Annotated in this window: 19 protein-coding genes; 8 read left to right on the top strand and 11 right to left on the bottom strand. The window is 50.8% G+C overall.

Translation table 11 applies throughout. The annotated features are described in order from the left end of the window. Positions 1 to 91 precede the first annotated feature (91 nt). Together dcuA and aspA are read right to left on the bottom strand one after the other, a co-directional pair. Positions 92 to 1,393 (bottom strand): anaerobic C4-dicarboxylate transporter DcuA, encoded by a 1,302-nt coding sequence (dcuA, locus tag AB4H76_RS20930; RefSeq protein ID WP_000961959.1) that lies wholly within the window; start codon positions 1,391 to 1,393, stop codon positions 92 to 94. 117 nt (positions 1,394 to 1,510) lie between these two features. Then, on the bottom strand, positions 1,511 to 2,947 hold the full coding sequence (aspA, locus tag AB4H76_RS20925) for an aspartate ammonia-lyase (RefSeq protein WP_000069437.1): 1,437 nt from the start codon (positions 2,945 to 2,947) through the stop codon (positions 1,511 to 1,513). Between the two features lie 336 nt (positions 2,948 to 3,283). Here aspA and AB4H76_RS20920 point away from each other — a divergent pair, with 336 nt between their 5' ends. Next, entirely contained in the window at positions 3,284 to 3,760 is a 477-nt protein-coding gene (locus AB4H76_RS20920; protein WP_001267448.1) for an FxsA family protein, read from the top strand. A gap of 15 nt (positions 3,761 to 3,775) precedes the next feature. On the opposite strand, the gene yjeH is transcribed toward AB4H76_RS20920, so the two are convergent. Beyond that, entirely contained in the window at positions 3,776 to 5,032 is a 1,257-nt protein-coding gene (gene yjeH / locus AB4H76_RS20915) for an L-methionine/branched-chain amino acid transporter (RefSeq protein WP_000015852.1), read from the bottom strand. Between the two features lie 275 nt (positions 5,033 to 5,307). Here yjeH and AB4H76_RS20910 point away from each other — a divergent pair, with 275 nt between their 5' ends. From AB4H76_RS20910 to AB4H76_RS20900, 3 genes are all read left to right on the top strand, one after another. Beyond that, complete coding sequence (locus AB4H76_RS20910) at positions 5,308 to 5,601, top strand: co-chaperone GroES (protein ID WP_001026276.1); 294 nt, start codon at positions 5,308 to 5,310, stop codon at positions 5,599 to 5,601. Between the two features lie 43 nt (positions 5,602 to 5,644). Then, the gene (gene groL / locus AB4H76_RS20905) at positions 5,645 to 7,291 is read left to right on the top strand and encodes a chaperonin GroEL (protein WP_000729117.1); all 1,647 of its coding nucleotides are present in this window, start codon (positions 5,645 to 5,647) and stop codon (positions 7,289 to 7,291) included. Between the two features lie 137 nt (positions 7,292 to 7,428). Then, entirely contained in the window at positions 7,429 to 7,782 is a 354-nt protein-coding gene (locus AB4H76_RS20900) for a DUF4156 domain-containing protein (protein WP_001301120.1), read from the top strand. A 192-nt stretch (positions 7,783 to 7,974) separates the two neighbouring features. On the opposite strand, the gene AB4H76_RS20895 is transcribed toward AB4H76_RS20900, so the two are convergent. Beyond that, the gene (locus tag AB4H76_RS20895; protein WP_001008049.1) at positions 7,975 to 8,844 is read right to left on the bottom strand and encodes a YjeJ family protein; all 870 of its coding nucleotides are present in this window, start codon (positions 8,842 to 8,844) and stop codon (positions 7,975 to 7,977) included. A gap of 393 nt (positions 8,845 to 9,237) precedes the next feature. Then, complete coding sequence (epmB, locus tag AB4H76_RS20890) at positions 9,238 to 10,266, bottom strand: EF-P beta-lysylation protein EpmB (protein WP_000940530.1); 1,029 nt, start codon at positions 10,264 to 10,266, stop codon at positions 9,238 to 9,240. A gap of 41 nt (positions 10,267 to 10,307) precedes the next feature. On the opposite strand from epmB, the gene efp reads away from it, so the two are divergent. From efp to sugE, 4 genes are all read left to right on the top strand, one after another. Further along, entirely contained in the window at positions 10,308 to 10,874 is a 567-nt protein-coding gene (gene efp, locus AB4H76_RS20885) for an elongation factor P (RefSeq protein WP_000257278.1), read from the top strand. 51 nt (positions 10,875 to 10,925) lie between these two features. Next, positions 10,926 to 11,051 carry a lipoprotein antitoxin entericidin A gene (gene ecnA, locus AB4H76_RS20880; RefSeq protein ID WP_000977757.1) on the top strand — a complete coding sequence of 42 codons (126 nt, stop codon included), beginning with the start codon at positions 10,926 to 10,928 and terminating at the stop codon, positions 11,049 to 11,051. 110 nt (positions 11,052 to 11,161) lie between these two features. Beyond that, positions 11,162 to 11,308: a lipoprotein toxin entericidin B gene (gene ecnB / locus AB4H76_RS20875; protein WP_000239596.1), complete on the top strand. Its 147-nt coding sequence runs from the start codon at positions 11,162 to 11,164 to the stop codon at positions 11,306 to 11,308. A 174-nt stretch (positions 11,309 to 11,482) separates the two neighbouring features. Beyond that, complete coding sequence (gene sugE, locus AB4H76_RS20870; RefSeq protein ID WP_000118482.1) at positions 11,483 to 11,800, top strand: quaternary ammonium compound efflux SMR transporter SugE; 318 nt, start codon at positions 11,483 to 11,485, stop codon at positions 11,798 to 11,800. Here sugE and blc read toward each other — a convergent pair. The 6 genes from blc to frdA form a co-directional block, all read right to left on the bottom strand. After that, positions 11,797 to 12,330 carry a lipocalin Blc gene (blc, locus tag AB4H76_RS20865; protein WP_001238378.1) on the bottom strand — a complete coding sequence of 178 codons (534 nt, stop codon included), beginning with the start codon at positions 12,328 to 12,330 and terminating at the stop codon, positions 11,797 to 11,799. The genes sugE and blc overlap by 4 nt on opposite strands. Before the next feature lie 88 nt (positions 12,331 to 12,418). Then, a complete protein-coding gene (locus AB4H76_RS20860; RefSeq protein WP_001460207.1) occupies positions 12,419 to 13,552 on the bottom strand; it encodes a BlaEC family class C beta-lactamase in 1,134 nt (377 codons plus the stop codon). 62 nt (positions 13,553 to 13,614) lie between these two features. Continuing rightward, entirely contained in the window at positions 13,615 to 13,974 is a 360-nt protein-coding gene (gene frdD, locus AB4H76_RS20855; RefSeq protein ID WP_000609663.1) for a fumarate reductase subunit FrdD, read from the bottom strand. 10 nt (positions 13,975 to 13,984) lie between these two features. Next, positions 13,985 to 14,380, bottom strand: a complete 396-nt coding sequence (gene frdC / locus AB4H76_RS20850) for a fumarate reductase subunit FrdC (protein ID WP_001565385.1) — start codon at positions 14,378 to 14,380, stop codon at positions 13,985 to 13,987. Between the two features lie 10 nt (positions 14,381 to 14,390). Then, on the bottom strand, positions 14,391 to 15,125 hold the full coding sequence (gene frdB / locus AB4H76_RS20845) for a fumarate reductase iron-sulfur protein (protein ID WP_000829498.1): 735 nt from the start codon (positions 15,123 to 15,125) through the stop codon (positions 14,391 to 14,393). Continuing rightward, positions 15,118 to 16,926 (bottom strand): fumarate reductase (quinol) flavoprotein subunit, encoded by a 1,809-nt coding sequence (gene frdA / locus AB4H76_RS20840; RefSeq protein ID WP_001192973.1) that lies wholly within the window; start codon positions 16,924 to 16,926, stop codon positions 15,118 to 15,120. The genes frdB and frdA overlap by 8 nt, the downstream gene beginning before the upstream one ends. Between the last annotated feature and the right edge of the window lie 176 nt (positions 16,927 to 17,102).

The following is a 17,102-nucleotide window of genomic DNA, read 5'->3' as shown; positions in this document are numbered from 1 at the left end:
ACCGCAAGAGAGAGGTCACTATACAACGGACGGGGGAAGGATGTTAGTCGGCGGGAAAGAAAGCGGGGCGTGAACGCCCCGCGATTGGTCATTACAGCATGAAGCTACCCAGCACGAAGCCGAAGCAAACGGCCAGGGCAACACCCAGAGTACCCGGGATGAAGAACGGATGGTTGAAGACGAATTTACCGATACGGGTAGTACCCGTGTCATCCATCTGTACCGCAGCAACCAGCGTCGGGTAGGTCGGCAGAATGAACAGACCAGACACCGCAGCGAAAGAAGCAACAGCGGTCAGCGGAGAAACGTTCAGTGCCAGAGCCATCGGCATCAGTGCTTTTGCGGTTGCAGCCTGAGAGTACAGCAGAGCAGAAGCAAAGAAGAAGATGACGGCCAGCAGCCACGGATGACCCTGAATCACTTCACCAGCGGTATCTTTGATCCAGTCGATGTTGTTGGAAACGAAAGTATCGCCCAGCCACGCAACACCCAGGATACAAATACAGGCGCTCATACCTGCTTTGAAGGTGCTGGAGTTGAGGATGTTGTCGGTATCGACTTTACAGATAACGGTGGTCAGAGTTGCAACGCTGAGCATGATGATCAGGATTGCGTTGGTGGTGTTCATCAGCGGTTTTTCAACCAGACCCATGCTTGGGCTGTTGATGATTGCATAGATAACCACGCCAACTACGCCCAGCAGGAACAGCCAGACGGACGTTTTTGCACCGGATTTGATTTCAATCTGCTTTTCACCGCGCAGTTCAACCAGGCCCTCTTCCAGACGCTTGCGATAAATCGGATCGTCAGAGAGTTTGGAGTTGAACAGCATAGTGACCAGAAAGGACATCACCAGAACCGCCAGCAGGGTGGACGGGATGACCACGGAGAGCAGATGGAGGTAGCTGATGCCATGACCTTCCATCACGGAAGACATGTAAACCACTGCCGCTGAGATTGGCGATGCGGTGATCGCAATCTGCGCGGATACCACTGCAGTAGACAGCGGACGGCAAGGTTTGACGCCTTGTTCCTTCGCAACTTCAGCGATAACTGGCAGTGTCGCCAGAGAGATGTTGCCAGTACCAGCAAAGATAGTCAGGAAATAGGTCACGATCGGTGCGAGGATCGTGATGTATTTCGGGTTACGGCGCAGCAGCTTTTCTGTCTGATGAACCAGATAGTCCAGACCGCCAGCAACCTGCATGGCAGAAATAGCGGCGATAACCGCCATGATAATGGAAATGACATCGAACGGGATGTTACCGGGTTTAACGCCAATAGCGGCAAGAACCAGCACCCCCAATCCGCCTGCAAAACCAATACCTATTCCCCCCAATCTGGCGCCCAAGAAGATCGCCAGCAAAACTATGATGAGTTCTACAACTAGCATATTAGCCTTCCTTGTTTTTTAACAAGTTGATATTAGGTTGTTATTTTTAAGTTACTGCTCACAAGAAAAAAGGCACGTCATCTGACGTGCCTTCTTTATTTGTACTACCCTGTACGATTACTGTTCGCTTTCATCAGTATAGCGTTTTGCTTTGTAAGCCGGGTGCATCAGATTCTGTACGGAGAAAATATCGTCAAGTTCCGCTTCAGTCAACAGACCGCGTTCCAGAACGACTTCACGTACACTCTTACCGGTTTCGGCACAGATTTTACCCACGATGTCACCGTTGTGGTGACCGATGAACGGGTTCAGGTAAGTAACGATACCGATAGAGTTGTAAACGTAACCTTCGCACACTTCTTTGTTAGCAGTGATGCCGTTAATGCATTTTTCCAGCAGGTTGTAGCAAGCGTTGGTCAGAATGTGAACGGATTCGAACATAGCCTGGCCAATGACCGGCTCCATAACGTTCAACTGCAGCTGACCTGCTTCTGCTGCCATGGTAACAGTGGTGTCGTTACCGATGACTTTGAAGCATACCTGGTTAACCACTTCCGGAACAACCGGGTTTACTTTAGCTGGCATGATGGAAGAGCCCGCCTGCAGTTCCGGCAGGTTGATCTCGTTCAGGCCGGCACGTGGGCCAGAAGAGAGCAAGCGCAGGTCGTTACAGATTTTGGACATCTTCACAGCCAGGCGTTTCAGCGCGCCGTGAACCATAACATAAGCGCCGCAGTCAGAGGTCGCTTCGATCAGGTCTTCAGCCGGTACGCATGGGAAGCCAGTGACTTCAGCCAGTTTTTTCACTGCCAGCGGAGAGTACTCTTTCGGCGTGTTCAGACCAGTACCGATTGCTGTTGCGCCAAGGTTAACTTCCAGCAGCAGTTCAGCGGTACGTTGGATGTTTTTCACTTCTTCTTTCAGCAGGATGCTGAAAGCGCGGAATTCCTGACCGAGGGTCATCGGTACTGCGTCCTGCAGCTGGGTACGACCCATTTTCAGGATGTCCTGGAATTCGACAGCTTTACGTTCAAAGCCTTCACGCAGTTGGTTAATCGCATCTACCAGCTTAATCAGGGAAGAGTAAACTGCGATACGGAAACCGGTCGGGTAGGCGTCGTTAGTGGACTGACATTTGTTAACATGGTCGTTCGGGTTCAGGTACTGATATTCACCTTTCTGGTGACCCATCAGTTCCAGACCGATATTGGCCAGCACTTCGTTGGTGTTCATGTTTACGGAAGTACCTGCGCCGCCCTGGTAGACGTCTACCGGGAACTGATCCATGCATTTTCCGTTGTTCAGGACTTCATCACATGCGGCAATGATGGCATTCGCTACACTTTTAGGAATGGTTTGCAGCTCTTTGTTTGCCATAGCTGCGGCTTTTTTAACCATTACCATACCGCGAACAAATTCAGGAATATCACTGATTTTGTTGTTGCTGATATAGAAGTTTTCAATCGCTCTCAGAGTGTGAACACCATAGTAGGCATCAGCTGGAACTTCCCTGGTACCCAACAGATCTTCTTCGATACGAATGTTGTTTGACATGTGAACCTTCTTTTTCAAGCTGCCAATGATTTGCTTTAAACACACAGAATATATGTGGTTTCGAATGTTTTTCGACCGACGATTATCCCCTGCATCGACCGAATACCCGAGATCATATGCTGCTTGAGGATTTCTACCGTAATCTGGATCACTTTAAGTGTCGGTTTTTACCCCTTAATTATTAATTTGTGAAATAGATCACCGCTTTGGGATTACTACCAAAAATAGTTGCGCAAACATCTTGAAATTTTGCTAATGACCACAATATAAGCTGAACGCGATTCGCAACCCATTCAGGTAGCCGGGTTTTACCGGCTGCTATTACAGGAGAAACCTTTGCGCTGGTTACCTTTTATTGCCATTTTCCTTTATGTCTATATTGAGATTTCAATCTTTATTCAGGTTGCCCATGTATTGGGGGTATTGCTGACCCTCGTGCTGGTTATATTCACGTCAGTTATCGGGATGTCACTGGTACGTAACCAGGGCTTTAAGAATTTCGTGCTGATGCAGCAAAAAATGGCGGCGGGTGAAAACCCAGCGGCGGAGATGATTAAAAGTGTTTCGCTGATCATTGCCGGTTTGCTGCTTTTATTACCGGGCTTTTTCACCGACTTCCTCGGTCTTCTGCTTTTATTACCGCCGGTGCAAAAGCATCTGACAGTGAAGTTGATGCCGCATTTGCGCTTTTCTCGTATGCCAGGCGGCGGTTTTAGCGCCGGGACCGGTGGCGGTAATACTTTTGATGGTGAGTACCAGCGAAAGGATGATGAGCGCGACCGCCTTGATCATAAAGACGATCGCCAGGATTAATGTCGAAACGCCGGATTATGTGGTTATGCCATTTTCCGGCGTTTTTCGTTTTGGCAGAAACAGCCATAACCCCGCCAGCATGATCAGCGCATAGAGACTTTTCCAGCCGACCATTGCCAGTAACAGAACGCATAACAGCCCGCCAACCACCGCCAGTAGTCGATAACGTCCTTGCAATAATTTACAGCCTGCCAGCATGCATAACAGATAAATCATAATAAAGATGCCATTGGCATAAATAATAAGAGCGTCCAGATTGATCTCTAAAGCATGAATCACCAACGTGCTCACCACGCAGCAGCCGAGCACCGCATTGAGGGCATTATTCGGGATATGGCGAGAAGAGAGGCGTGCCAGGTAGTGGTCAGGATTATGTTGCGCCTGCGACCAGACCAGGCGGGCGAAGCTCTGTATATAAATGTTGAGACTGGCAAAGCAGGCCAGATAGCCAATTACGCAGGCAATCCATAACGCTCCTACACCGAACAGTTGCACTACAATTTTTGGAAGCGATGCTGCCGCGGCCATTTGTTCACCATAGGCGTCGAAGTGTAAGACAACTACCGTACAGCCCCAGTAGACTAATCCTGCCAGCAGCAGACCAATCATCAAAGCACGAGGAAAATCACGCTCTGGATTTTTAAATTCCGAGGCAAGATGGGCAAATGCTTCCAGACCGACAAAACACCAGAACATCACTGATAACGCAGCAAATAACCCGGTAAGTTCGATATTTCCTGGCGCAGGGAAGGGGATACTCGCAGGTTTGATATCGCCCGCCCACCAGATAGCGACAATCAGCGCGACGATAAGTCCGGCAATAACGGTTTGTAGATTTGCACTGGAACTGGCACCGCGAGTACCGATATACCACACCAACGCCAGCGTACCGAGTTCTGCCAACAACAGTTGCCAGCTATGCCAGCCAAACATTGCCTGGCCGAATCCGGCAGCAATTTGTAGCGCGGCAGGCAAACCCACGGGAATGACCGATAAAAACAACCAGCCGGTGACTCGCTCAAGCCGCGAACCAAAAGCCATACCGACGAAGTGCGCGACACCGCCTGCGCTGGGATAGTGGCGACCCAGAATCGCAAACACAATCGCAATCGGGAACACTAAGATAATCAAAACGGGCCACGCCCACAGGCTGTTATTGCCTGCTACCAGCGCAGCTAACGCAGGAACGGCAAACACGCCAGTGCCTAATAATGACGTCGATAGCAGGCCAATGCCCTGGGCCAGCCCCAGTTCTTGTTTGAGTCCACTCATGGGTTGATGTCCGATTGCGCCCAAATTTTGGGCAACTGCGTAGATTTTCGATGGTAGCACAATCAGATTCGCTTATGACGGTGATGAAGAAATTGCGATGAAATGTGAGGTGAATCAGGGTTTTCACCCGATTTTGTGCTGATCAGAATTTTTTTTCTTTTTCCCCCTTGAAGGGGCGAAGCCTCATCCCCATTTCTCTGGTCACCAGCCGGGAAACCACGTAAGCTCCGGCGTCACCCATAACAGATACGGACTTTCTCAAAGGAGAGTTATCAATGAATATTCGTCCATTGCATGATCGCGTGATCGTCAAGCGTAAAGAAGTTGAAACTAAATCTGCTGGCGGCATCGTTCTGACCGGCTCTGCAGCGGCTAAATCCACCCGTGGCGAAGTGCTGGCTGTCGGCAATGGCCGTATCCTTGAAAATGGCGAAGTGAAGCCGCTGGATGTGAAAGTTGGCGACATCGTTATTTTCAACGATGGCTACGGTGTGAAATCTGAGAAGATCGACAATGAAGAAGTGTTGATCATGTCCGAAAGCGACATTCTGGCAATTGTTGAAGCGTAATCCGCGCACGACACTGAACATACGAATTTAAGGAATAAAGATAATGGCAGCTAAAGACGTAAAATTCGGTAACGACGCTCGTGTGAAAATGCTGCGCGGCGTAAACGTACTGGCAGATGCAGTGAAAGTTACCCTCGGTCCGAAAGGCCGTAACGTAGTTCTGGATAAATCTTTCGGTGCACCGACCATCACCAAAGATGGTGTTTCCGTTGCTCGTGAAATCGAACTGGAAGACAAGTTCGAAAATATGGGTGCGCAGATGGTGAAAGAAGTTGCCTCCAAAGCGAACGACGCTGCAGGCGACGGTACCACCACTGCAACCGTACTGGCTCAGGCTATCATCACTGAAGGTCTGAAAGCTGTTGCTGCGGGCATGAACCCGATGGACCTGAAACGTGGTATCGACAAAGCGGTTACCGCTGCAGTTGAAGAACTGAAAGCGCTGTCCGTACCGTGCTCTGATTCTAAAGCGATTGCTCAGGTTGGTACCATCTCCGCTAACTCCGACGAAACCGTAGGTAAACTGATCGCAGAAGCGATGGACAAAGTCGGTAAAGAAGGCGTTATCACCGTTGAAGACGGTACCGGTCTGCAGGACGAACTGGACGTGGTTGAAGGTATGCAGTTCGACCGTGGCTACCTGTCTCCTTACTTCATCAACAAGCCGGAAACTGGCGCAGTAGAACTGGAAAGCCCGTTCATCCTGCTGGCTGACAAGAAAATCTCCAACATCCGCGAAATGCTGCCGGTTCTGGAAGCTGTTGCAAAAGCAGGTAAACCGCTGCTGATCATCGCTGAAGATGTAGAAGGCGAAGCGCTGGCAACTCTGGTTGTTAACACCATGCGTGGCATCGTGAAAGTCGCTGCGGTTAAAGCACCGGGCTTCGGCGATCGTCGTAAAGCTATGCTGCAGGATATCGCAACCCTGACTGGCGGTACCGTGATCTCTGAAGAGATCGGTATGGAGCTGGAAAAAGCAACCCTGGAAGACCTGGGTCAGGCTAAACGTGTTGTGATCAACAAAGACACCACCACTATCATCGATGGCGTGGGTGAAGAAGCTGCAATCCAGGGCCGTGTTGCTCAGATCCGTCAGCAGATTGAAGAAGCAACTTCTGACTACGACCGTGAAAAACTGCAGGAACGCGTAGCGAAACTGGCAGGCGGCGTTGCAGTTATCAAAGTAGGTGCTGCTACCGAAGTTGAAATGAAAGAGAAAAAAGCACGCGTTGAAGATGCCCTGCACGCGACCCGTGCAGCGGTAGAAGAGGGCGTGGTTGCTGGTGGTGGTGTTGCGCTGATCCGCGTAGCGTCTAAACTGGCTGACCTGCGTGGTCAGAACGAAGACCAGAACGTGGGTATCAAAGTTGCACTGCGTGCAATGGAAGCTCCGCTGCGTCAGATCGTATTGAACTGCGGCGAAGAACCGTCTGTTGTTGCTAACACCGTTAAAGGCGGCGACGGCAACTACGGTTACAACGCAGCAACCGAAGAATACGGCAACATGATCGACATGGGTATCCTGGATCCAACCAAAGTAACTCGTTCTGCTCTGCAGTACGCAGCTTCTGTGGCTGGCCTGATGATCACCACCGAGTGCATGGTTACCGACCTGCCGAAAAACGATGCAGCTGACTTAGGCGCTGCTGGCGGTATGGGCGGCATGGGTGGCATGGGCGGCATGATGTAATTGCCCTGCACCTCGCAGAAATAAACAAACCCCCGGGCAGAAATGTCTGGGGGTTTTTCTTTTGGTCATCTTTCTAGTATAAGATTCAGACACGGACGACGCGAGTGGCGTCCAGCTCATTGATTATGGGGAATAACATGCACGTAAAATACTTATCAGGGATTGTCGGTGCCGCGCTACTGATGGCGGGTTGTAGCTCCAGCAACGAATTGAGTGCTGCCGGTCAGAGTGTACGCATTGTGGACGAGCAGCCAGGCGCAGAGTGCCAGCTGATTGGTACTGCGACAGGTAAGCAAAGCAACTGGCTTTCCGGGCAACACGGAGAAGAGGGCGGTTCTATGCGCGGCGCAGCAAACGATCTGCGCAACCAGGCGGCTGCAATGGGCGGTAACGTGATTTATGGCATCAGCAGCCCGTCGCAGGGAATGTTGTCCAGTTTTGTCCCGACGGATAGCCAGATTATCGGTCAGGTTTATAAGTGCCCGAACTGATGTGATGGTGACAAACGTATAATTGCCAGAGGCGCTTCGCTTATCAGGCCTACATAAGGCATTGCAACTGATTGAATGCTTGAGAATTTGTAGGCCGGATAAGGCGTTTACGCCGCATCCGGCATGACCAACGATCACGTTATCAGTCATTTCAGGCTGGATGGCTCCAGCCTCGCATTAGCAAAGATGAGATTATTTCGCCTGTGGTGCAGTTTTGCTGGTGGATTGAACACGTAAGTGATGCAGCGCGCGTAAGCATTGATCCTGGGTTAGCGGTTGGGCGTTATTCGCCGCTACGGTGCGAACATAGACCTGACATGGCACACCCGCGAGTTTTTTCAGTCGTGGGCTGAAATCAAGCATTCGGCGAGTGATCGCCTCTATTTCTTTACCCGGCGTTGCTTCACGCGTTTTCACCACTGCGCCGCTAAATTGTTCTTTGCCACTTTCATCTTTAAAGCGGTAAAGCACCGCCAGATAATGGTCGAACAGGTTATGTTTCCATTCCGGTTGGGAATAGGTGTCATATTCCAGATTGCCATTTTCCTGGCAGTCAACGTCATATAACGGCAGGAAATCTAACAGTGAGGTAATACGTAATGCCAGTTCACGCATTTCCGCATTATTAATTGCATGAATGATTGCTCGCGCCAGCATTTCAATCTGCAACTCATTGACGACTAACTCACATTTGCTACCGTCATGTAGCGTTAATACGAAGGTAAGATTTTCGCCTTGATTATCGGTAAGTTCCAGCGTGTTAACCCGACGATTAATATCGGCATTTTTAAGCTCATCAACCAGAATTTCTGGGATGTTTTCTGCCATTTTCTTAATGACTTTATCGCGAGCTTGCTCATACTGAAGGCGTGCAGCAGCATCCAGTTTATGCTTTTGATGCAGACGACTTTCCAGCGCAATCAGCAGGTCGCGCAGTTCCATGACAGACATAAAGAACAACGATTCTTTATTGCGAGGTTCTTTAATTTTCAGCGCCAGTGCAATGAAATTATTACTCTTGCGAATAACACCGGTATTAACACCCTTGATGCTTATGGCCATGTAGGTTCTCCCTAACCATTTCTCAATTAAATAATTAATTTTAATTTATAAGCCAGATAAATGGGCTTGGTAGTAATAGTTGTTAAAATAACATAAATAGCCGTGCTCACTCTATATAAACAGAAAAGAAAGGTTAATTATTGGTGTTAGCTATATAAAAAGTAACAACAGCAATGCATATGAATAATTAAAGGTTATGCAACGGGCAAAGATTAAATTTCTCAGTTTAATGACAGGTTGCTGTACTTGCGTTTGTTGCTCTTGCCGGATGCGGCGTAAACGCCTTATCCGGCCTACAGTTCATGCAAATCCATTCAATTTCAATGCACGATGTAGGCCTGATAAGCGTAGCGCATCAGGCAATTTTAATGTTTAACTTCCCTGTTTAATCAGTTACTGCTGGCGTAGCTGGAGATCCAGCGGCGTTTTGCTGGGTTCGCCGCCGATTTCTCGCGCCAGTTTCGGCACCAGATAACCCGACACCAGTGTCAGCAACTCACGCATAATCTGCCGTGCTTCGTCATCACTCACCATAAAATGCGCCGCGCCCTGTACTTTATCGAGCACATGCAGGTAATACGGCATTACGCCGGCATCGAACAACGCATTACTCAGGTTTGCCAGCGTTTGTGCGTTATCGTTCACACCACGTAACAGAACGCTCTGGTTAAGCAGGGTGACACCGACACGGCGCAATTTAGCCATCGCCTGACGGAACGTTTCATCTACCTCATTGGCATGATTGATGTGATTCACCAGCAAGATTTGCAGCGTAGAACGGGCAAAGCGTTCAACCAGCGCCTCGGTGATACGTGCCGGGATCACAATCGGCAGACGGCTGTGAATCCGCAGACGTTTGATATGCGGGATGGCTTCCAGTTGTGTGAGCAACCAGTCCAGCTCGTGATCTTTCGCCATCAGCGGATCGCCGCCGGAGAAAATCATCTCGTCCAGTTCCGGATGCGCAGCAACATACTCAAGAGCAGTCTGCCAGTTACGCTTGTTGCCCTGATTTTCGGCATAGGGGAAGTGGCGACGGAAGCAATAGCGGCAATTTACCGCGCAGCCGCCTTTGACCAGCAAAAGCGCCCGGTTGTGGTATTTATGCAACAAACCAGGCACTACGCTGTGCTGTTCTTCCAGCGGGTCGGTGGAGAATCCGGACGCGACGACAAACTCATCTTGCGAGGTAAGTACCTGACGCAAAAGAGGATCGTCCGGATTGCCTTTCTCCATGCGATCGATAAATGAGCGGGGCACACGCAGGGCAAACAGCTTTTTGGCGCTGCGTCCGGCCAACAGTTTTTCGTCCGCGTCTATATTCAAAAGACGCAGAAGTTCATCAGGATCGGTCACAACATCGGCAAGTTGCGTTAACCAATCTTCTCTGGATGGGGTATTTAGGGTTACAATATGCGCCATTTTGTGGCTTAGCTACCAATTAACAAATTTCAGAGGGCCTTATGGCAACGTACTATAGCAACGATTTTCGTGCTGGTCTTAAAATCATGTTAGACGGCGAACCTTACGCGGTTGAAGCGAGTGAATTCGTAAAACCGGGTAAAGGCCAGGCATTTGCTCGCGTTAAACTGCGTCGTCTGCTGACCGGTACTCGCGTAGAAAAAACCTTCAAATCTACTGATTCCGCTGAAGGCGCTGATGTTGTCGATATGAACCTGACTTACCTGTACAACGACGGTGAGTTCTGGCACTTCATGAACAACGAAACTTTCGAGCAGCTGTCTGCTGATGCAAAAGCAATTGGCGACAACGCTAAATGGCTGCTGGATCAGGCAGAGTGTATCGTAACTCTGTGGAATGGTCAGCCGATCTCCGTTACTCCGCCGAACTTCGTTGAACTGGAAATCGTTGATACCGATCCGGGCCTGAAAGGTGATACCGCAGGTACTGGCGGCAAACCGGCTACCCTGTCTACTGGCGCTGTGGTTAAAGTTCCGCTGTTCGTACAAATCGGCGAAGTCATCAAAGTGGATACCCGCTCTGGTGAATACGTCTCTCGCGTGAAGTAATGCGGTTGTGGTGCGGCCTGCAGGCTGCACCATCACTTATTCAGGTCAGAGATGATGAAACGCCTTATCGTTCTTGTTTTGCTTGCCAGCACGCTGCTCACGGGCTGTAACACCGCTCGCGGTTTCGGCGAAGACATCAAACATCTCGGCAACTCCATCTCCCGCGCTGCCAGCTAATTTTTCTTCTCTTCCGAAAAATCATCAGATTTCCATCATTTTTGGCGATGTTGTCTATTATTAATTTGCTATAGGCAAACATAAATAACATTACCTAAAAGGAAGACGTTATGGTGAAGAAGACAATTGCAGCGATCTTTTCTGTTCTGGTGCTTTCAACAGTATTAACTGCCTGCAACACCACGCGTGGCGTTGGTGAAGACATTTCTGATGGCGGTAACGCGATTTCTGGTGCAGCAACGAAAGCGCAGCAATAAGCAATAACGGTACGACAGTTATGTCGTGCCGTTTGTTTTTTTGCGATAGTCACAAAGGTAATAGTTGAAATTCCCCTGCCACCTGGCAAAATATCCGTTCAACCATCAGCTTTGCAGGACGACCTGCAAACGCCTCTTTTCACCGGGGACGGCCCCAATTCTCCGGAGCCTGATATGTCCTGGATTATCTTAGTTATTGCTGGTCTGCTGGAAGTGGTATGGGCCGTTGGCCTGAAATATACCCACGGCTTTAGTCGTTTGACGCCAAGTGTTATTACTGTGACGGCGATGATAGTCAGTATGGCGCTACTTGCCTGGGCGATGAAATCGTTACCGGTAGGGACGGCTTATGCCGTGTGGACGGGTATTGGCGCAGTCGGCGCGGCCATTACCGGCATTGTGCTGCTCGGTGAGTCCGCTAACCCGATGCGCCTGGCGAGTCTGGCGTTAATCGTATTGGGGATTATTGGTCTGAAACTCAGCACTCACTAACTACCGGGCTGCTGTACCCAAATAAACTTACTGACATCAAACCCTTCCCGGGTCGCGACTGCCAGCATCTCCTGTTTCACTTCGTCAGAAATGGTTGGCGTGCGGGAGAGTATCCACAGGTAGTCGCGGTCCGGGCCGCAAACCAGCGCATGGCGGTATTCCCGATCGAGTGCAATAACGTTATAACCGCCATAGAAAGGACCAAAGAATGACACTTTCAGCGCAGCGCGAGTTGGTGCGCCGGTAAAGTACGCTTTCCCTTCACTCTGCTGCCACATTCCTCTGTCAGGGTTATAGCCTTTATTAATGACATTCAGGCCGCCGTCATCACGCAGGCTGTATGTTGCGGTGACTTTTTCCAGTCCACGTTCAAAGCGGTGATCAAAACGGGCAATCTCATACCAGGTACCGAGATAACGTTTGGCATCGAAATTATTCACTACGGTCACGCCACGCGGCGGCGTAGGAGAACTGCAGGCAACGACCAGAAATGCAGCTGTCGCTGCGGCAACGAGAGGGAGCAGGCGCATAAATGTTTCCTTACTGGTTTTTTTCTAAGTGTAGATGACAGCAAGGAAAAGCGCAGAAAAGGTCCGAAAATTCGGACCCGATGAAATTTTACTGCAGAGCGTTGAGAATCTGCCAGGCGGCGGCGACTCTCGCTGGATTGGGATAGTTTTTGTTAGCCAGCATCACGATACCCAGCTCTTTTTCTGGAATAAACGCGACATAGCTACCAAATCCGCCGGTCGCCCCTGTTTTATGTACCCATGATGCGCGTACTGCAGGAGTTGGGGGCGTAATCGCTTTTACGGGGCGTGCTGCCAGTGCAATTTTATTGTCACTGCCGTTAACGATGATGTCAGGATTTACCGGCCAGTCCAGCATTTCCCAGCCCAGACCCTGATACATATCGCCGGTTTGCCAGTAGCGAGATTGTGCCACTTGTATCCCTTGTTGAAGCGTTTTCTCATTGATATCAAGGGGTTTTAAATTGATTTGCACCCAGCGGGCCATATCTTCAATGGTCGACTTCACACCATAAGCTTCAGCATCTAACGCCCCTGGCGAAACATGCACTGCCTTACCTTCGCGATATCCCCAGGCGTAATTCTTTTCTTCTGCGGGCGGTACATTAATCCATGTATGGTTGAGTTTGAGTGGCTGGAAGACACGAGTTTGCATCGCCTGCTCAAAACTCAAACCAGACGGCTTCACAGCCAGTGCGCCGAACAAACCGATACTGGAGTTGGCATACAGACGTTGTGTTCCTGGAGCCCATGCAGGCTGCCAGTTTTGATAGAAGCGCAGCAAGTCGCTTGAGGATTTCACTTCATCCGGCACCTGCAATGGCAGGCCGCCAGCAGTGTAGGTTGCGAGATGTAATAGTGTGATCCCATTCCACTGTTTAGCGGTAAGTTCAGGCCAGTATTTTGTTGCGGGATCGCTTAACTTGATTTCCCCTCGAGCAATAGCGTCGCCACCAAGCACGCCCGTAAATGTTTTGCTGACCGAACCTAACTCAAACAACGTTTGCTGTGTGACGGGCTGCTTTTTGGCGATGTCCGCATAGCCCCAGGTAAAGTAATAAGGTTTACCCTGATAAATTACCGCCACCGCCATACCGGGGATCTTTTGTTGCTCTATAAGCGGGGTAATTGTGCGATGCACAATATCGTTGATTTTTTGGGGGGCAGCAAATGTGGAGCAAGAGGCGGTAATTAATAAGGCGCAGAGCGTCGTTTTGAACATAGGGTCTGGTTTCCATACAAAACGGCCCGCCATAGGCGGGCCGGATTTACATTGGCGATGCGTTAGATTGTAACGACACCAATCAGCGTGACAACTGTCAGGATAGCAGCCAGACCGTAGAAAACCCATTTGCCCGCAGGTACGTGGATTTTCAGATCGTGCATCGCGTGGTGCATACGGTGTAAACCACACCACAGCGGCAGAACGATCATCAGGAACAGGAATACGCGACCAATGAAGCTCTGCGCGAACGCCAGAACGCGCTCGTAGCTCAGTGCATCACCCGGAAACAGCCCCAGCGGCAGCAGAATACCCACCAGCAGGATCATCACCGGCGCAATAATTGCGCTCCACATACCACCGGCCCCGAAGAGGCCCCAGAATACCGGTTCGTCAGAACGCTTTGGATTTGGATTGATCATCTCAGGCTCCTTACCAGTACAGGGCAACAAACAGGATTACGAGGGTGGCAACCACAGTTACCGCCCAGAGACTTTTGATAATTGGCTCTGGACCCATTTTTTCGTCTTTTACAATGATATTGGCCGCTTTCGGTGCCAGTTCAAACCAGGTTTTGGTGTGCAGCAGAGCTGCCGCCAGAGTGATCAGGTTAATGATCACAATAACCGGGTTTTGTAAAAAGTCGACGAATCCCGCCCAGGCTTCCGGGCCATTTTTCAGGGCAAACAGCCCGAAAATCAGTTCAATGCTGAACCACACAGCCGGAACCGCCGTGCCTTCGCGCAGCATGTAAAAGCGATAAAACGGCAATTTTTTCCACCAGGTGGACGTCATTGGCCGTACATACGGTTTACGTTTAGTCGTCATGTTGCACTCCTTAGCGTGGTTTCAGGGTCGCGATAAGAAAGTCTTTCGAACTTTCTACTTTGCCCTGCTGAATGGCCGCAGCCGGATCGACGTGTTTCGGGCAGACTTCGGAGCAATAGCCCACGAAAGTACAGCTCCATACGCCGTTCTGGCTGTTCAACTGCGCCATACGCTCCTTCTTACCGTGGTCGCGGCTATCTTCGTTATAACGATGCGCCAGCGTAATGGCAGCCGGACCGATGAACTCTGGGTTCAGGCCAAACTGCGGGCACGCGGCGTAGCACAGACCACAGTTGATGCAACCGGAGAACTGGTGATACTTCGCCATCTGCGCCGGGGTCTGGATGTTAGTACCCTGATCCGCGGTGCGGGAGTTGCCGATGATGTACGGTTTGATCGCTTCCAGACTTTCGATGAAGTGGGTCATATCGACCACCAGATCGCGTTCAATCGGGAAGTTAGCTAACGCTTCAACCTTCATACCGTCGGTGTAATCACGCAGGAAGGTTTTACATGCCAGTTTTGGCACGTTGTTAACCATCATGCCGCAGGAACCACAAATCGCCATACGGCAGGACCAGCGGTAGCTCAGGTCCGGTGCCAGATTGTCTTTGATGTAGCCCAGCGCATCCAGTAATGAGGTAGTTGCGTCATAAGGCACTTCATAGAATGCGCTATGCGGTGCGGTATCGACTTCCGGGTTATAGCGCACCACCTCAATTTTCAGGTTTTTCATCTCAGCCATTCGCCTTCTCCTTCTTATTGGCTGCTTCCGCCTTATCGGCTGCATCCGCTTCGCCACCGTAAACGCGTTTAGCTGGCGGCAGCGTAGTAATCTTCACGTCGCTGTACTCCAGGCGAGTCGTGCCATCAGCATCGCGGAAGGCGAGGGTGTGTTTGAGGAAGTTGACGTCGTCACGCTCGGTGCAACCTTCGTCCAGACGCTGGTGTGCGCCGCGGGACTCTTTACGTGCCATTGCGGAGTGCGCCATACATTCAGCAACGTTCAGACCGTGGCCCAGTTCAATGGTGTAGAGCAGGTCGGTGTTGAACACGCTGGAAGTGTCGGTGATGCGCACGCGCTTGAAGCGTTCCTGCAGCTCAGCCAGCTTGTCGATGGTTTTCTGCATCAGTTCCGGCGTACGGTAGATACCGCAGCCTTCTTCCATTGCCAGGCCCATTTCGTCGCGGATCTTCGCCCAGTTTTCGCCGCCATCCTGGTTAACCAGATCTTTCAGACGTTGTTCAACGCCAGCTGCCTGCGCTTCAATTGCCGCTTCGTTGCCATTACCGGCAGTTGCTGCACGCTCTGTCGCTTGTTCACCGGCCAGACGGCCGAAGACCACCAGTTCCGCCAGGGAGTTGGAGCCCAGACGGTTTGCACCGTGCAGACCAACAGAGGAACATTCACCCACGGCGAACAGACCTTTAATGCGGGTTTCACAGTTCTGATCGGTTTCGATACCGCCCATGGTGTAGTGTGCGGTCGGACGTACCGGAATCGGTTCTTTAACCGGATCGACGCCAACGTACGCTTTCGCCAGTTCGCAGATGAACGGCAGACGTTCATGCAGTTTTTTCTCGCCGAGGTGACGCAGGTCGAGATAAACCACATCGCCACGCGGCGTGGAGATGGTGTTGCCTTTACGCCATTCGTGCCAGAAGGCCTGAGAAACTTTGTCGCGTGGACCCAGTTCCATATATTTGTTTTTCGGCTCGCCCAGCGGAGTTTCCGGGCCCATGCCGTAATCTTGCAGATAACGGTAGCCATTTTTGTTGACCAGAATACCGCCTTCACCGCGGCAGCCTTCGGTCATCAGGATACCGGAACCTGGCAGACCGGTTGGGTGATACTGAACGAATTCCATGTCACGCAGCGGAACGCCGTGGCTTAGCGCCATACCCATACCGTCACCGGTAACGATGCCGCCGTTGGTGTTGTAACGATAAACGCGACCCGCACCGCCAGTAGCCATAACGACCGCGTTAGCACGGATCTGCACCAGCGTGCCTTCCATCATGTTCATTGCTACCAGGCCGCGAACATGACCATCATCAACCAGAATATCCAGCACGAAATGTTCGTCAAAACGCTGGATCTGCGGGAATTGCAGAGAGGTCTGGAACAGCGTGTGCAGCATATGGAAGCCGGTCTTATCGGCGGCGAACCAGGTGCGCTCGATTTTCATGCCGCCGAAGCGACGTACGTTGACGCTACCATCCGGGCGACGGCTCCATGGGCATCCCCACAGTTCCAGTTGGGTCATTTCGGTTGGGCAGTGGTGGACGAAATAATCCACGACATCCTGCTCACACAACCAGTCGCCACCCGCTACTGTATCGTGAAAGTGATATTCGAAGCTGTCATGATCCTGCGCGACAGCGGCGGAGCCCCCTTCTGCAGCAACGGTATGGCTACGCATCGGGTATACTTTTGAGATTAGTGCGATTTTTGCATTCGGATTTGCCTGCGCGGCAGCAATTGCAGCACGTAATCCCGCGCCACCGGCGCCTACAATGGCAAGATCGGCTTGAAAGGTTTGCACGACATTCCTCCAGATTGTTTTTATCCCACAGCCACGTACTTCAGGGTAAGTACCTGAAAGTTACGGTCTGCGAACGCTATTCCACTGCTCCTTTATAGGTACAACAGTATAGTCTGATGGATAAGTCTGAAATTTGACGAGATCGATTTTTTTAGTGCGCAAGAGGGCTAAATTAT

The sequence above is a fragment of the Escherichia sp. UTM R2 genome (genome assembly GCF_048593455.1).
GTDB classification, from domain to species: Bacteria; Pseudomonadota; Gammaproteobacteria; order Enterobacterales; family Enterobacteriaceae; genus Escherichia; species Escherichia coli.
The sequence above is the reverse complement of the archived record's forward strand: the minus strand, read 5'-3'. Positions and strand labels throughout refer to the sequence as shown.

Excerpts from the sequence above, each read along its gene's own strand:
- epmB (WP_000940530.1), bottom strand. The coding sequence starts at position 10,266 with ATGGCGCATATTGTAACCCTAAATACCCCATCCAGAGAAGATTGGTTA.
- ecnA (WP_000977757.1), top strand. The coding sequence starts at position 10,926 with ATGATGAAACGCCTTATCGTTCTTGTTTTGCTTGCCAGCACGCTGCTC.
- ecnB (WP_000239596.1), top strand. The coding sequence starts at position 11,162 with ATGGTGAAGAAGACAATTGCAGCGATCTTTTCTGTTCTGGTGCTTTCA.
- AB4H76_RS20910 (WP_001026276.1), top strand. The coding sequence starts at position 5,308 with ATGAATATTCGTCCATTGCATGATCGCGTGATCGTCAAGCGTAAAGAA.
- yjeH (WP_000015852.1), bottom strand. The coding sequence starts at position 5,032 with ATGAGTGGACTCAAACAAGAACTGGGGCTGGCCCAGGGCATTGGCCTG.
- blc (WP_001238378.1), bottom strand. The coding sequence starts at position 12,330 with ATGCGCCTGCTCCCTCTCGTTGCCGCAGCGACAGCTGCATTTCTGGTC.
- aspA (WP_000069437.1), bottom strand. The coding sequence starts at position 2,947 with ATGTCAAACAACATTCGTATCGAAGAAGATCTGTTGGGTACCAGGGAA.
- groL (WP_000729117.1), top strand. The coding sequence starts at position 5,645 with ATGGCAGCTAAAGACGTAAAATTCGGTAACGACGCTCGTGTGAAAATG.
- frdB (WP_000829498.1), bottom strand. The coding sequence starts at position 15,125 with ATGGCTGAGATGAAAAACCTGAAAATTGAGGTGGTGCGCTATAACCCG.
- sugE (WP_000118482.1), top strand. The coding sequence starts at position 11,483 with ATGTCCTGGATTATCTTAGTTATTGCTGGTCTGCTGGAAGTGGTATGG.
- efp (WP_000257278.1), top strand. The coding sequence starts at position 10,308 with ATGGCAACGTACTATAGCAACGATTTTCGTGCTGGTCTTAAAATCATG.
- AB4H76_RS20860 (WP_001460207.1), bottom strand. The coding sequence starts at position 13,552 with ATGTTCAAAACGACGCTCTGCGCCTTATTAATTACCGCCTCTTGCTCC.
- frdD (WP_000609663.1), bottom strand. The coding sequence starts at position 13,974 with ATGATCAATCCAAATCCAAAGCGTTCTGACGAACCGGTATTCTGGGGC.
- AB4H76_RS20895 (WP_001008049.1), bottom strand. The coding sequence starts at position 8,844 with ATGGCCATAAGCATCAAGGGTGTTAATACCGGTGTTATTCGCAAGAGT.
- frdC (WP_001565385.1), bottom strand. The coding sequence starts at position 14,380 with ATGACGACTAAACGTAAACCGTATGTACGGCCAATGACGTCCACCTGG.
- AB4H76_RS20900 (WP_001301120.1), top strand. The coding sequence starts at position 7,429 with ATGCACGTAAAATACTTATCAGGGATTGTCGGTGCCGCGCTACTGATG.
- dcuA (WP_000961959.1), bottom strand. The coding sequence starts at position 1,393 with ATGCTAGTTGTAGAACTCATCATAGTTTTGCTGGCGATCTTCTTGGGC.